Below are 13,207 nucleotides of genomic sequence, written 5' to 3'. Positions count from 1 at the left end.
AGCGGCGAACAGGGGTGATTTGGTGGGGGAATACAATAACAATAACAAAGTATACCGGCACCTTGCCGGGCGCTTAGATAAGATGCTGGTACCTACACTGCTCTTTTTTCTTTCCCAAAAACCTTCCCACGGCTATGAACTAATCCAAAAAATTGACGAAGCTAATTTTTGCGAGCTGGAAGTGGACCCGGCAACCATATACAGAAATTTGCGCAAGATGGAAGAGGACGGGCTGGTTATTTCCAAGTGGCAGGCTGAATCAATAGGTCCGTCGAGAAGGTTATACCAATTAACCGCCGAGGGGGAAAGGGCCTTAATTTACTGTGTAGAATTAGTAAAAGAGAAGGTTGACAATTTACAGACCTTTTTAAATGAATACCGTAACTGGGCGGGGAGGGAATAGCCATGAAGACAAGCCTAAGGATATTACATGCCGGTGCCTTGCGGATGCCCATTACCCAGTGTGCTAAGCTGTTAAAAAACACATACCCGGGGCTTAATATAATCTTGGAGGGCCATGGCTCAAGGGCATGTGCTAAGCAGGTTGCCCATGGCAAAAAGGTGGATGTGTTAGCCCTGGCTGATCCAATGCTCTTTGAGGAACTGCTGGTGCCCAAATATGTTGACAAATACTATATCTTTGCCAACGACCAAATTGTATTGGCATATAATAAACTCTCCGGGGAAAGTGGGGCAATCAATGCCGACAACTGGTATCATATTTTACTAAAGGACAATATTACCTTCGGCCGTTCCGATGATAACCTTGACCCCTGCGGTTACCGCACCCTGATGGTTTGGCAGCTGGCAGAGAAGTATTACCAAAGCCCCAAGCTCTTTCAAAAGCTGGACAAAAAATGCAGCAAAGAATTTATCTACCCCAAATCCTACGACCTGGCCTCCGATGTCTTGGTCGGTAAACTGGACTACGCCTTTAGCTATCTTTGTGTTGCCAATCAGTTTGGCTTAAAATATGTCAGCTTGCCTGAAAAAATAAATCTGTCCAACCCTGCCCAAGCGAAAAATTACCGCCAAGCAAGCGTTAGTTTACAGGGAAAGAAATCCGGCGAAAGGGTGTCGATAACAGGGGCACCCATAGAATTTGCGGTGGCCCTTCCTAAAAATGCAGAGAATAAAGAGGTGGCAGAAGCATTTTTAGAATTAATACTCAGTAAAAAAGGCCAACACCTATTAGAAAAATGCGGTTTAATACCCTATTAACAAAAGCTTAAGGCGGGCAAGAATGCCCGCCTTAGAAAATTTCTGCCACATATCTTAAAGCAGCGAAAATCAATACAAAGGCCAGTACCCACTTAATGAAGGTTGCCGGTACAAACTTTTGCGCCCTGGCCCCTAAATACATACCCAAGGCTCCGCCGAAACCAAAGAGCAAGCCCAAGATCCAGTCGGGAGCCACGGCCAAATGGGGATAAAAGGGAGCAATAATTTGATAAAATAAAACAGCCGTTAATGAAGTGAGAAATGTTCCCATCAGGCAAGCGCCGGCTATGGTGTAAACCGGCAACTTAAAAATAGCGACAAAGATGGGAGAGATAATGGCCCCGCCGCCGATGCCGTAAATGCCGCCCACTATGCCGACAAAGGAAGAAAAAGAAATTATAATTATGGGGTTAACTGAAAAGGTTTCACCGTAAAAGGTGTACTCCATCTTTTTAATACCGAAACTTACTACCTTGGTGGTGGGCAGAGCTTCTTGGTTTACTTTATCTGCCTGGTTCTTACGAAATTGGAGGACCATTTCCTGAAAGCGCTTTTCAGCCGACTTTTTGTCACTGCCCGGAGCCGGTTTTTTAAGCAGGGAGTGAACCATCATACCGCCTATGTAAAGCAAAACCAAGCCGGCAAAAAATTTAAAATGAGTGGGATCAGGCAAATAATGCACCCTGGCCCAAACTCCCACAAAAACCCCGGGAATGGTGCCTATAATGACCATGATGCACAAGGGCCACACCATCCGCCCTTCACGGATATACCGATAAACCCCGCTGGGTATTGCCACGATGTTAAAGAAGTGGTTGGTGGCGCTTACGGCCGGGGTGGTAAAACCAAGTACGCTCATTTGAAAGGGCAAGAGCAGATTAGCCCCGGACACCCCGCCCATACTACAAAAGAAAGCCACCAAAAAACCCGCCAGGAAAGGCAGCCAAGGGGCTACCTCAATTCCGGCCACCGGAAAATACATTTCATTTCCCCCCTTAAAAGCTTGCTTTATAACACTATATGCACAGTGCAAATAGTCTTGCATTAATTTTAGCATTTAAGGATTGTGATTTCAATAACTATTTGCGGGCATAGCCCAGTTACCTTTGAACAATTATAAGCCCCTTGAAGACCCGGTAAGCTAAGGACAGTGGCTGACATTGGCCGGCTGCCGGGCCTTGTCCTTTTCAAGCCTGTTTTGAAGGGCTTTATGTCCTTCAGTGCTAAAATAATTGGCAATATATAGCCGGTATCGGATATAATTAGGCTGGTAACTTAAACAAGATGTTTTTTACTTACAGAAAGGGATGTTTTTTATGGCTCAAGTGACAATAAAAATCAAAGGTATGTCCTGTGCTGCCTGCGTACGCAGAGTAGAAAGGGGAATTAAAAAAATAGACGGTGTTTGGGAGGCCAACGTAAATCTCAGCACCGGAAAGGCCGCCGTTAATTATGATGAAGGGGCTGTGAAGCTGGAAACAATCATTGCCTCTGTTGAAAAAATGGGTTTTAAGGCCTACCCTGCCCAAGCGGAGAGGGCAATAATACCTGTGGGCGGTGTTACCTGCGCTGCCTGCGTCCGGCGCATTGAAACCGGTGTAAGCAAATTAGAGGGTGTTAACTCTGTGTCCGTTAACCTGGCCACTGAAAAGGTGGCAGTGGAGTACGACGGTGACACTGCTTCACTGGCAGACATTAAGGATAAAATAGCACAGCTTGGCTATCAAGTTTTTGAGGCGGTAAGGGAAACCGCCGAAGACCGGGAAAAAACAGAGCGGGAAAAGGAAATGAAAAAACTAACCTTTGACTTTGTTTTTGGGGCGGCACTGACAGCGGTGGTCTTGATGGGCTCTCTGCCCCATATGGTTGAAGGTTGGGGTCAATGGGTACCGGCAATTTTAACCATGCCTATCACTCTTTTGCTGATAACCACTCCGGTTCAATTTATCTCCGGATGGAGATTTTATAAGGGTGCCTATGCCGCCCTATCCCACGGCACCAGCGACATGAATGTATTGGTGGCAATTGGCACCTCCTCGGCCTGGCTCTACAGTGCGGCCATGACCTTATTCCCGGGCTTTTTAACCGGATTGGGTTTTCCATATCAACTCTATTACGATGTGGCAACGGTAATTACCACCTTAATTCTACTGGGCAGGTTGTTGGAAGCAAAGGCAAAGGGCAAGACTTCGGAGGCCATTCGCAGCCTGATGGGTATGCAGGCTAAAACCGCCCGGGTGGTTAGGGACGGCCAAGAGGTGGACATACCCATTGAAGATGTGGTCTTGGGTGACATAGTAGTTGTGCGCCCCGGTGAAAAAATACCTGTGGACGGCATAATTGTCAGCGGCCGTTCATCGGTGGATGAATCCATGTTAACCGGGGAGAGTATACCGGTGGAAAAATCCGAAGGGGACCAAGTTATCGGCGCCACCATCAATAAAACCGGTGCTTTCAGATTTAAGGCCACTAAAATCGGTAAAGACACCATGTTGGCACAGATAATACGGCTGGTGGAAGAAGCCCAGGGTTCAAAGGCCCCCATTCAAAAACTGGTGGATGTAATTGCCGCCTATTTTGTACCGTCGGTGGTGACCATAGCGGTAATTAGTTTTCTCTTATGGTGGTACTTTGGCCCCGAGCCCTCATTAATTTTTGGGCTGACAACCTTTATTGCGGTGCTGATAATTGCCTGTCCCTGTGCCTTGGGTTTAGCAACCCCCACCGCCATAATGGTTGGCACCGGCAAGGGGGCCGAAAACGGTATTTTAATTAAGGGAGCCGAAAGTTTAGAAACTGCCCATAAGATTGATACAATAGTATTTGACAAAACCGGCACCATTACTGTGGGTGAACCTTCCCTTACCGATTTAATTGTAAATGACGGCTATGCACAGGAGGAAGTTTTGTATTTAATAGCTTCGGTGGAAAGGGGATCTGAGCATCCCCTGGGTGAAGCCATTGTAAAAAGTGCACAGGAAAAAGGGATATCACTGGCTGAACCGGAAGAGTTTGATGCAGTTCCAGGTCATGGAATTTCAGCTAAGGTGAACGGTAAAAAGATATTAATAGGCAACCTGCGGCTAATGAAGTCCCAGAAGCTTGAGCTTGGGGAAGGCATACTAAAAACCTCAGATCAGTTGGCCGATGAAGGAAAAACCCCGATGTTTATTGCCATTGACGGCAGCATTGCCGGGGTGGTGGCCGTTGCGGACACTGTAAAAGAAACTTCGCTAAAGGCTGTCAAAGTTTTAAAACAAATGGGTATTGAAGTGATTATGCTCACCGGAGATAACAGGCGCACCGCAGAGGCAGTGGGCCGCCAGGTGGGCATTGATCGGGTGCTGGCCGAGGTGTTGCCGGAACATAAGGCCCAAGAAGTTAAAAAGCTACAGGATGAAGGCAAGGTGGTGGCCATGGTGGGGGACGGCATTAATGACGCCCCGGCCCTGGCCCAGGCCAATGTGGGTATAGCCATCGGCACGGGTACCGATGTGGCCATGGAAGCGTCGGATATTACCCTGATTAGGGGCGATTTGCGGGGGGTGCCCACAGCCATTAAACTTTCTAAGGCTACCATGGTGATGATTTGGCAAAACCTCTTTTGGGCCTTTGCCTATAACATTGTACTTATTCCGGTGGCAGCGGGTATATTATGGCCCTTCTTTGGCATTATCTTAAACCCCATGCTTGCCGCTGCCGCCATGGCCTTTAGCTCCATTTCCGTGGTCTTAAATACCCTAAGGTTAAGGACCTTCAAACCCCCGGCAGAATTGATGGATTGAGGAGTTTTTAATGAAAAAGTTAACTGACATGGTAACCGGCATACTAATCAAGAGAGGTGTACCCAGGGAGCTTTGGGACGGCTTTTTAGACCCGGCTCTATATAAGCCCACAGACCCCACTGATTTTCCCGGCATTGAAAATGCCGCCGATTATCTTCAGCAGGCAGTGGATGCAGGCAAGGGGATTTGTGTTTACGGTGACTACGACGTGGACGGGGTTACATCCACGGCACTGCTGGTGTCGGTGTTAAAATCCCTGGGTGCAGATGTAATATATAAGGTGCCCGATCGGTTTAAAGAAGGATATGGGTTAAATGCAGCGGTGATTAAAGAAATGCCTTTAAAAGGGGTAGACTTGATACTTACCTGTGACTGTGGCATAGCCAATGTGGAGGAGGTGGCCTTGGCCAGGCAGCTGGGCATGGATGTAATAATTACCGACCACCATTTACTGCCCGACAAGTTGCCGGAGGCAAACGGCATTGTAAGCTGCCAACTGCTGCCCCAAAATCACCGGGCCCGCCACCTGCCCGGGGTGGGGGTGGCCTATTTTCTGGCCCGGCTGCTGCTGGCCCGGTATCATAGGGAAGAGGAGGCAGAGCAATACCTGGACTTGGTGGCCTTAGGCCTGGTGGCCGATGTTGTGCCCCTGACCGGGGAAAACCGTTATTTACTGCAGCGGGGTTTGCCTAAAATCCGCCAAGCTTACCGGCCGGGCATTAAGGCCCTGTTGCAAGTGTGTAACTTAAATGCCGATGAACTAACTGAAGAGCATATTGCTTTTCAGCTGGCGCCCCTCATTAACGCCGCCGGACGGATGGAAACTGCCCAAGATGCAGTGGAACTGCTGCTCTGCCGAGAAGAAAAGGCCGCCCGGCCCTGGGCAGAAAAATTATACAAAATTAATCAACAGCGCCGCCAGGTTGGTGATCAAATGCTGGCCGAGGCCGAGGCACTGTTAGCCGGCCCGGTGGGCGGTGCCATAGTACTTTATCAACCCCACTGGCACCAGGGCATTATCGGTATCACAGCCGGCAGATTGTGTGAAAAGTACCGGGTGCCGGTGGTGCTCATGTGTAAAAAGGATGATGGGGAAACCATTGTGGGTTCAGCCCGTTCGGTGGAAGGGGTACATATTTACCGGGCACTGGGTAAATGTGCTGACTACTTGCTGAGCTATGGCGGCCACGCCGCTGCCGCCGGCCTTTCACTGCACCGGGACCAATTAACCATATTTACCGGCCTTTGTACCAAAGTATTATCTGAAATGAATGAACAAGCCCTAAAGGATGCCGGGCCCACCTATGATCTGGAACTGCCCATCGGCGGGGTAAACAGCCGCTTGTATTATCAACTGCGCCGGCTGGCTCCCTTTGGCGAGGGCTGGCCCCAACCTCTGTTTTACTGCCCCCAGGTCAAGGTGCTCAATGCTCGACCCACCACCGGGGACAAACACCTGCGCCTGGTAGTGGAGCATGGCGGCAGCCAAATGCCGGCCATTTACTGGTGGGGCGGAGATAAGAAGGACATAAAAAGCGGCCGGCTCTTATATAATCTTTCTGTAAACCGCTGGCAGGGGGAAGAAGCGGTGCAGCTGGTGGTGGTCAATCTAGAGGAGGCAGAGGAAGCCCCTGCCCAAGCCAGGGTAGAAAAACAAGTGATCGAGGTACAGGATTACCGGCGCTGGCGGGAGTTGGGCTACAGCCCACCCCAGTTTAATGATGCCCTCTACTTTTACGAGGGCCCGCCATTAAAGGACTTTCCTTACCGGGTCAACCACCGCTATTTGATGACCCCTGCGGACCGTTTAGTGCTGTTAACCTGTCCCCCCGATCCCCGGGTGTTGCGGGAAGTTATTGCCCTAAGCGGGGCCCGAAAACTGGTGCTGGCATATTCCATTAGCACTTCCCCAGGCTTGAGCGATGTTATAAAAACCTTGATGGGCTATCTAAAGTATATCATTAACCGGCGGGGAGGAAGTACCGATGTCTTTGAATTGGCGGCGGTAACCGGACATACCGAGCTGCTGGTGATGAAGCTGATCAGGCATTTACAGCGTTTAGAACTATTGGAGGTCCAAATGCCTGGCAGGGGGCAAATGTTAATTAAGCCAAGCCAAAAAAAAGGGAAGAAAAAAGCCCCGCCGGAGCCGCTAAAAAAACTACTGAACGAAAGCAACGCCTATCGCAGGTTTATGCTGCAGGCCGGTACCGAGCAGTTGCTGGCCCAGCTGCCCTAAGCCGCCTTTGGACTAAAGGGGGGAATATTCGCAAAATAATGATTTTTTTAGGATTTCCACTATTTTCTTTATGTTATTACCTGTATAATAAAGTAGATAAATAAAACAGGAGGGGATAGTTATGCATCCGGTTGTTAATGAAGAAACCTGTATTGCCTGTGGTACCTGTGAAAGTGTTTGTCCTGCCGACGTATTTAAGGTCGCTGAAGTGTCAAAGGTAGTAAATCCAGATGATTGTATTGAGTGTGAAACCTGTGTGGGTAGTTGCCCCACCGGCTCTATTACCTTAGTTGAATAATTAAATATAAACCTTCTACCGCATTTTTTGCTTGTGTTCCATGGACATGGTTGGTTAATAAAAAATATGTCAAAGGGGAGGAAACAAGATGTTTTGTAATCAGTGTGAACAAACTGCCAAGGGGACAGGCTGTACTGTAACCGGCGTTTGCGGTAAAAAACCGGATGTGGCCGCCCTCCAAGATTTACTGCTACATGCTGTGAAAGGCTTATCGTATTATGCCCATGAAGGACGTAGGTTGGGCGTAAAAGACAACAAAATAGATCACTTTGTCTGCCTGGCTATTTTTTCTACCCTGACCAACGTGGTCTTTGATCCGGAGCGTTTGCAGCAGCTGATTAATCAGACCGTTGAATATACGGCCCAACTAAAGGACAAAGTTGCCCAGGCCGGCGGAAATGTAGAATTTGCCGATCCGGCAGCTAACTTTAAGCCTGCTGCTGACCTGGAAGGTTTAGTTAAACAGGGTGAGGAGGTGGGCCTGCCTACCGCCCGCGATGTTGATGCCAATATACAGTCCCTGCAACAAATCTTATTGTACGGTATTAAAGGAGTTAGCGCTTATGCTGACCATGCAGCAATTCTGGGCCAGCATGATGATACTGTTTATGCCTTTATTTACGAGGCAATGGTATCCTTTGCCAATAAAGAGCTGGGCCTCAATGACTGGGTAGGTTTGGTGCTTAAATGCGGTGAAATAAACCTGCGGGCCATGGAACTGCTGGATGCCGGCAATACCGGTACATATGGACATCCGGTACCCACCGAAGTTCCCTTGGGTGCAAAACAAGGCAAGTGCATCTTAGTTTCCGGCCATGACCTCAAAGACCTGGAACAACTGCTAAAACAAACCGAGGGTAAAGGCATTAACATTTATACCCACGGGGAAATGCTGCCCACCCACGGTTACCCGGAATTAAAGAAATACCCCCATTTTTACGGCCACTACGGCACTGCCTGGCAGAACCAGAAAAAAGAGTTTGCTGAATTCCCAGGGGCGATACTGATGACTACCAACTGTATCCAGCAGCCCCAAGAGCTATATCAGCAAAACATCTTTACCACCGGACCGGTGGCTTGGCCAGGGGTTAAACATGTGGACAATAGCGACTTTAGTCCGGTAATTGAACGGGCTTTAGAGCTGCCCGGATTTGCCGCCGATGAGGATAAGGGCACAGTCATGGTAGGCTTTGGCCGCAACGCAGTCCTTGGGGTGGCCGATAAGGTTATCGAAGCAGTTAAAGCCGGCCAAATTAAGCACTTTATGCTGGTGGGCGGCTGCGACGGTGTGAAAGCCGGCCGTAACTATTATACTGAACTGGTGGAAAAGGCACCCAAGGATACCGTAATATTAACCCTGGCCTGTGGTAAATTCCGTTTCTTCGATAAGGATTTAGGAGATATCGGCGGCATTCCGCGGCTGTTAGACGTCGGTCAGTGCAACGACGCTTACTCAACTATCCAAATTGCTGTGGCACTGGCTAAAGCCTTTGACTGCGGTGTAAATGATCTGCCGCTGTCTCTGGTGCTTTCCTGGTATGAGCAAAAGGCAGTGGCAATTCTGCTCACCTTGCTGCACCTGGGCATTAAGGGCATCCGTTTAGGCCCCAGCCTGCCCGCCTTTATCACCCCGGCGGTGTTGGATGTACTGGTGCAGAACTTTGATATTAAACCCATCGGCACAGCAGATGAAGATCTGGCTGCTATTTTAGGCTAATAAGGATAATCAAAAAAGTCAGCTCTTGGGCTGACTTTTTTTAAATGCACCGCTGAAGAGGGCCCAGTGAATAAGCCCCCCGGGGATTTACAGTTTACCCTGCCCCCTTAATACAGGATGTAACCTGTTTGTCAACATTATAAAAAGGATAATTTGGATTAAAATAACAAACTTTTCCACAAACATACTCAATAATATTATTCTGGACTAAAAATTGCAAATTGCAAGAAAATAACTGGTGTATTGTGCTCTCCTCTGGTAATATAAGTATACAAAAAAAGGAAGGGGTGAGGTAAGCGGGGTAATGAGAAAAAAAATAATTTGGTTAACTACTTTGGCATTTGTGGGATTTTGTATGATGTTGCTTTCTAATGTGCCCGCCCTTGGCTTGGATGGGCCCAGTTTTTGCGGTCAATGCCACGTGATGGAAGAACATGTTGACACCTATCTTCATTCAGCTCACCGGTTTGAGGCGTCCTGTGGGGACTGCCATATTCCCCACAACTATGTTCTTGGCGCCACTTATAAAGCTTATACCGGCACCAGGGACGTTGTGGCGGTGGTTACCAATACTGTGCCAACGGATATTAGAACCAGTAACCACGGTAAAATAGTAATCCAAGGCAATTGCATTCGGTGTCACGGTGATCTGCTGGAACAAATAGGAGACACCATGAGAGCAGGCGGAAAAAATTGCTTTGACTGCCATCGCCATACCCCGCACCAAAGATAATGAAAGGAGGAAATTAGATAATTGATAGCTAAAGAACACCGTATTTTAGCGATTTTCTCTGTGATTGCAATTATTGCACTGGCTGTTTCAGGATTTATGTTATACAAAGCTAACAATACACTGGTAACCGCAGGGCCCTTGGGTGAAATTGAGGCCGATGAAGCAGATCCTGCGGTTTGGGGCATATACTATCCCCATCAATACGACAGTTACCTAAGTAACTATGAAAACACTGAGCAACCTTCACATTTTGAAACCAAACCATATATGCAGATCATGTACGCAGGAACCGGTTATGCGGCAGAGTTTAACGAACCCCGGGGACACCTCTACACCCTTGATGACATCAGGGCAATAGATCCCAATCGCTATAAGACCGGTGCAGCCTGCAACACCTGTAAATCCTCTGAAGTACCGTCCTTGATTGAAAGGTACGGCGAAGATTATTATTTAATGTCCTTTGAAGAAATCAACTCCCAGATTACACATCCCATAGCATGTCTGGACTGTCATGATCCTAAGACCATGGATCTGCGCATTAGCCGGCCGGCCTTGATAGAGGCCTTTGAAAGACAAGGGAAGGATATCACTGAAGCCAGCAGACAAGAGCTGCGGAGCTTGGTTTGTGCCCAGTGTCATGTCACCTACTACTTCCAGCCGGAAACCAAAAAGGTTACCTTCCCCTGGGATAAGGGCATAAAGGCAGATGAAATACTGTCATACTTTGACGATCTGGGTTTTGATGAGTGGATTCATCCCGATGCCGGAAGTCCATTGGTTAAACCGCGTCATGCCGAATATGAGATCTTCATGGGCAGCACTCACCAATCGGCAGGTTTGGCCTGTGCTGACTGCCATATGCCCTACGTCAAGGTGGGTAATGTGAAAATTAGTTCCCACCAGTGGACAAGTCCGCTGAACCATATAGAACAAAGCTGCAACACCTGTCACCGTCAGGAGGCAGATTGGCTTGTGGACAGGGTTAATGACATCCAAAACAAGACTAAAGAACTGCAGGATATTGCCGGCGATGTAATTGTGCAGGCCATCAACGAGTTGAAGATTGCCCGGGAGACTCCCGGTGTTGATCAAGGGCTTTTACAGCAGGCCCAAGAAATGCACCGCAAGGGTCAATGGTATCTGGACTATGTGATAGTAACTAACGGTTACGGGTTCCACAACCCCGCCGAATCGATGAACAACATAGGAAAGTCAATTGATTATGGTCACCGGTCTATCCAACTGGCTAGGGAAGCAGTGGAAAAAGCTAACTAATTATCTACCTGCGGAGTGATACCATTGACACAAAAAAATGAACAAAACAAGGGGAGGATAGGGGTTATAAAACTCCTATCCTCCATGAAGACCTGTATAATCATTTTATTTTTACTGGGGGCGATATCGTCCCTGGGCAGCTTAATTCCCCAGGGCCAGACCGGTGAATTTTATACTGCCCACTATGGCCACCTGCTGGGCAGCTTTATTTTACTGCTGTCTTTAAACAAGCTGTACAGCGCCTGGTGGTTTATCGCCCTGGGCCTGGTCTTCTGCGCCAGTGTTATAGTCTGCTCGGTGCAAAGGGCAAAAAAAATCATGGGTTGCCGGGGCTACGGTTCAATTATTCTCCACCTCAGTATGGTGGTTATTATTGTTGGGGCCTTTGTCTCCATGGCGGCCGGCCACAGCCAATACATGGAGATTGGGGAAGGAGATACGGTAAACCTGGCTGAAAAGGGTTTCTCTGTGGATGCCTTAACAGTTCACCAATTTGAAATTGACTACTACGAAAATCTCGAACCCCGGCAATACCGCAGTGAAATAACCCTTTATACAGGGGACGGTAAGATTGAGGAAGAAATAAGTGTAAACCACCCCCTTAAACACAATGGCCTAAAAATTTATCAAAACAGTTACGGCTGGATGTTAAGGGGTGAAGTTATAACAGGGGACCAAGTAATTCCCTATGACTTGGTTAACGGTTCAGAAATACCGCTCAACGATCACACCGTCCTTAAAATGCTCTTTATACCGGACTATGATGAACAGGGGCAGCGGCTCCATTCCAAGTCTCCCATTGACAACAATCCCACCTTGGCCTGTGGGTTGATACATCACGATGAACTGATTGATGTACTGCTAATCCCTGCGGGAGAAGCCCGGGACTTTATGGGTTATACCATTGGTTTTGAACAGTACCGCTACTATACAGGCCTGGAAATTAAAGAAGATTACGGAGTACAGATAGTATTTATTGGTTTTATCGCTATGCTGGCGGGCTTTGCATTGAGGTATTTAACTCCACCCAAAGGCGCTGGAAGGGGTGAAAGGCAGTAGTGGAGACAACTTTTAACTTAACGGCATACGTGTTACTGATGGCCGGGGTTGTTTTAAGCCTTATTTCATTGTGGAAACCAAACAAGTACCTTGAAGGGGCTTCTTTTTGGTCTATGGTTTTGGCCTGTGGGGCCTTAACCCTGGCGCTGGCCCACCGCAGCTTAACGGTGGGAAGGCTACCCTTTGCAACTCTCTATGAATTTACCTTTCTGTTTGCCTGGGGTATTTTACTTTTCTACATTATTGTCCGGCGGCATGTAAAATCTGCCCTTTTAACCTCCCTGGTTGCCCTCTGTACCGTAATTCTGGTTTCATACGGCAGCATGCTGCCCTCGGAAGCAAAACCTTTAATGCCGGCACTGCAGAGCGTATGGCTTGAGGTCCATGTGATCACCGCAGTTATTGCCTATGGGGCCTTTGGACTTTCTTTCTGCATCGGCATCGGTTATCTGCTCAAAGAAAGAAATCCTGATAAAGGCTTTGGTGTATCCCTGCCCCCGCTGGAAAAACTAGATAAACTGATGCACTGGTCAGTGGTGGTGGGTTTTCCCTTTATGACATTGGTCTTAATTACCGGGGCAGTATGGGCGGAGGAAGTCTGGGGTCACTGGTGGAGCTGGGACCCAAAGGAAACCTGGGCCCTAATTACATGGTTTATCTATGCGGGATACCTCCACGCCCGCAAAACCCGAGGCTGGCAGGGTAAAAGGGCGGCGGTGTTGGCGGTCATCGGTTTTTTAGCGGTCTTATTTACCTTGTTCGGCGTATCCTTTCTTTTACCCGGTGTTCACAGTTACGTATAAAAAAAACAAGGCACCTGCAGGTGCCTTGTTTTTTTGATCCCTACCCCCCGCTATTTATTATTGAATAATTATGGTAA

General features: G+C 48.1%; 11 protein-coding genes. 10 read left to right on the top strand and 1 reads right to left on the bottom strand.

Annotation, left to right across the window (positions count from 1 at the left end; translation table 11 throughout):
- Nucleotides 1–22: 22 nt before the first annotated feature.
- On the top strand, nt 23–403 hold the full coding sequence (locus BR02_RS0107440) for a PadR family transcriptional regulator (protein WP_031515747.1): 381 nt from the start codon (nt 23–25) through the stop codon (nt 401–403).
- 2 nt (nt 404–405) lie between these two features.
- Nucleotides 406–1,221 carry an extracellular solute-binding protein gene (locus tag BR02_RS0107435; RefSeq protein ID WP_031515745.1) on the top strand — a complete coding sequence of 272 codons (816 nt, stop codon included), beginning with the start codon at nt 406–408 and terminating at the stop codon, nt 1,219–1,221.
- 31 nt (nt 1,222–1,252) lie between these two features.
- Here the strand turns inward: BR02_RS0107435 and BR02_RS0107430 are convergent, their stop codons facing one another.
- Complete coding sequence (locus BR02_RS0107430) at nt 1,253–2,203, bottom strand: sulfite exporter TauE/SafE family protein (protein WP_031515743.1); 951 nt, start codon at nt 2,201–2,203, stop codon at nt 1,253–1,255.
- Between the two features lie 334 nt (nt 2,204–2,537).
- Here BR02_RS0107430 and BR02_RS0107425 point away from each other — a divergent pair, with 334 nt between their 5' ends.
- From BR02_RS0107425 to ccsB, 8 genes are all read left to right on the top strand, one after another.
- Nucleotides 2,538–5,006, top strand: a complete 2,469-nt coding sequence (locus BR02_RS0107425) for a heavy metal translocating P-type ATPase (RefSeq protein ID WP_031515741.1) — start codon at nt 2,538–2,540, stop codon at nt 5,004–5,006.
- A gap of 10 nt (nt 5,007–5,016) precedes the next feature.
- Nucleotides 5,017–7,245: a single-stranded-DNA-specific exonuclease RecJ gene (gene recJ, locus BR02_RS0107420; RefSeq protein WP_031515739.1), complete on the top strand. Its 2,229-nt coding sequence runs from the start codon at nt 5,017–5,019 to the stop codon at nt 7,243–7,245.
- A gap of 121 nt (nt 7,246–7,366) precedes the next feature.
- Nucleotides 7,367–7,543 carry a DUF362 domain-containing protein gene (locus BR02_RS0107415; protein WP_031515737.1) on the top strand — a complete coding sequence of 59 codons (177 nt, stop codon included), beginning with the start codon at nt 7,367–7,369 and terminating at the stop codon, nt 7,541–7,543.
- An 88-nt stretch (nt 7,544–7,631) separates the two neighbouring features.
- Nucleotides 7,632–9,260: a hydroxylamine reductase gene (gene hcp, locus BR02_RS0107410; protein WP_031515735.1), complete on the top strand. Its 1,629-nt coding sequence runs from the start codon at nt 7,632–7,634 to the stop codon at nt 9,258–9,260.
- A gap of 304 nt (nt 9,261–9,564) precedes the next feature.
- Entirely contained in the window at nt 9,565–9,993 is a 429-nt protein-coding gene (locus BR02_RS0107405; RefSeq protein WP_031515733.1) for a NapC/NirT family cytochrome c, read from the top strand.
- 21 nt (nt 9,994–10,014) lie between these two features.
- Nucleotides 10,015–11,268 (top strand): ammonia-forming cytochrome c nitrite reductase subunit c552, encoded by a 1,254-nt coding sequence (locus BR02_RS0107400; protein WP_238442424.1) that lies wholly within the window; start codon nt 10,015–10,017, stop codon nt 11,266–11,268.
- A 24-nt stretch (nt 11,269–11,292) separates the two neighbouring features.
- A complete protein-coding gene (locus BR02_RS0107395; RefSeq protein ID WP_031515729.1) occupies nt 11,293–12,327 on the top strand; it encodes a cytochrome c biogenesis ResB family protein in 1,035 nt (344 codons plus the stop codon).
- Entirely contained in the window at nt 12,327–13,130 is an 804-nt protein-coding gene (ccsB, locus tag BR02_RS0107390; RefSeq protein ID WP_031515728.1) for a c-type cytochrome biogenesis protein CcsB, read from the top strand. Before BR02_RS0107395 ends, ccsB begins: the two co-directional genes overlap by 1 nt.
- Nucleotides 13,131–13,207: the final 77 nt, after the last annotated feature.

The sequence above is a fragment of the Desulfofalx alkaliphila DSM 12257 genome (genome assembly GCF_000711975.1).
Taxonomy (GTDB): domain Bacteria; phylum Bacillota; class Desulfotomaculia; order Desulfotomaculales; family Desulfohalotomaculaceae; genus Desulfofalx; species Desulfofalx alkaliphila.
Note: the sequence above shows the minus strand (reverse complement) of the source record. Positions and strands in the feature narration are given on the sequence as shown.

Coding starts and splice junctions, on each gene's coding strand:
- BR02_RS0107435 (WP_031515745.1), top strand. CDS start 406: ATGAAGACAAGCCTAAGGATATTACATGCCGGTGCCTTGCGGATGCCC.
- BR02_RS0107430 (WP_031515743.1), bottom strand. CDS start 2,203: ATGTATTTTCCGGTGGCCGGAATTGAGGTAGCCCCTTGGCTGCCTTTC.
- BR02_RS0107425 (WP_031515741.1), top strand. CDS start 2,538: ATGGCTCAAGTGACAATAAAAATCAAAGGTATGTCCTGTGCTGCCTGC.
- recJ (WP_031515739.1), top strand. CDS start 5,017: ATGAAAAAGTTAACTGACATGGTAACCGGCATACTAATCAAGAGAGGT.
- BR02_RS0107415 (WP_031515737.1), top strand. CDS start 7,367: ATGCATCCGGTTGTTAATGAAGAAACCTGTATTGCCTGTGGTACCTGT.
- hcp (WP_031515735.1), top strand. CDS start 7,632: ATGTTTTGTAATCAGTGTGAACAAACTGCCAAGGGGACAGGCTGTACT.
- BR02_RS0107405 (WP_031515733.1), top strand. CDS start 9,565: ATGAGAAAAAAAATAATTTGGTTAACTACTTTGGCATTTGTGGGATTT.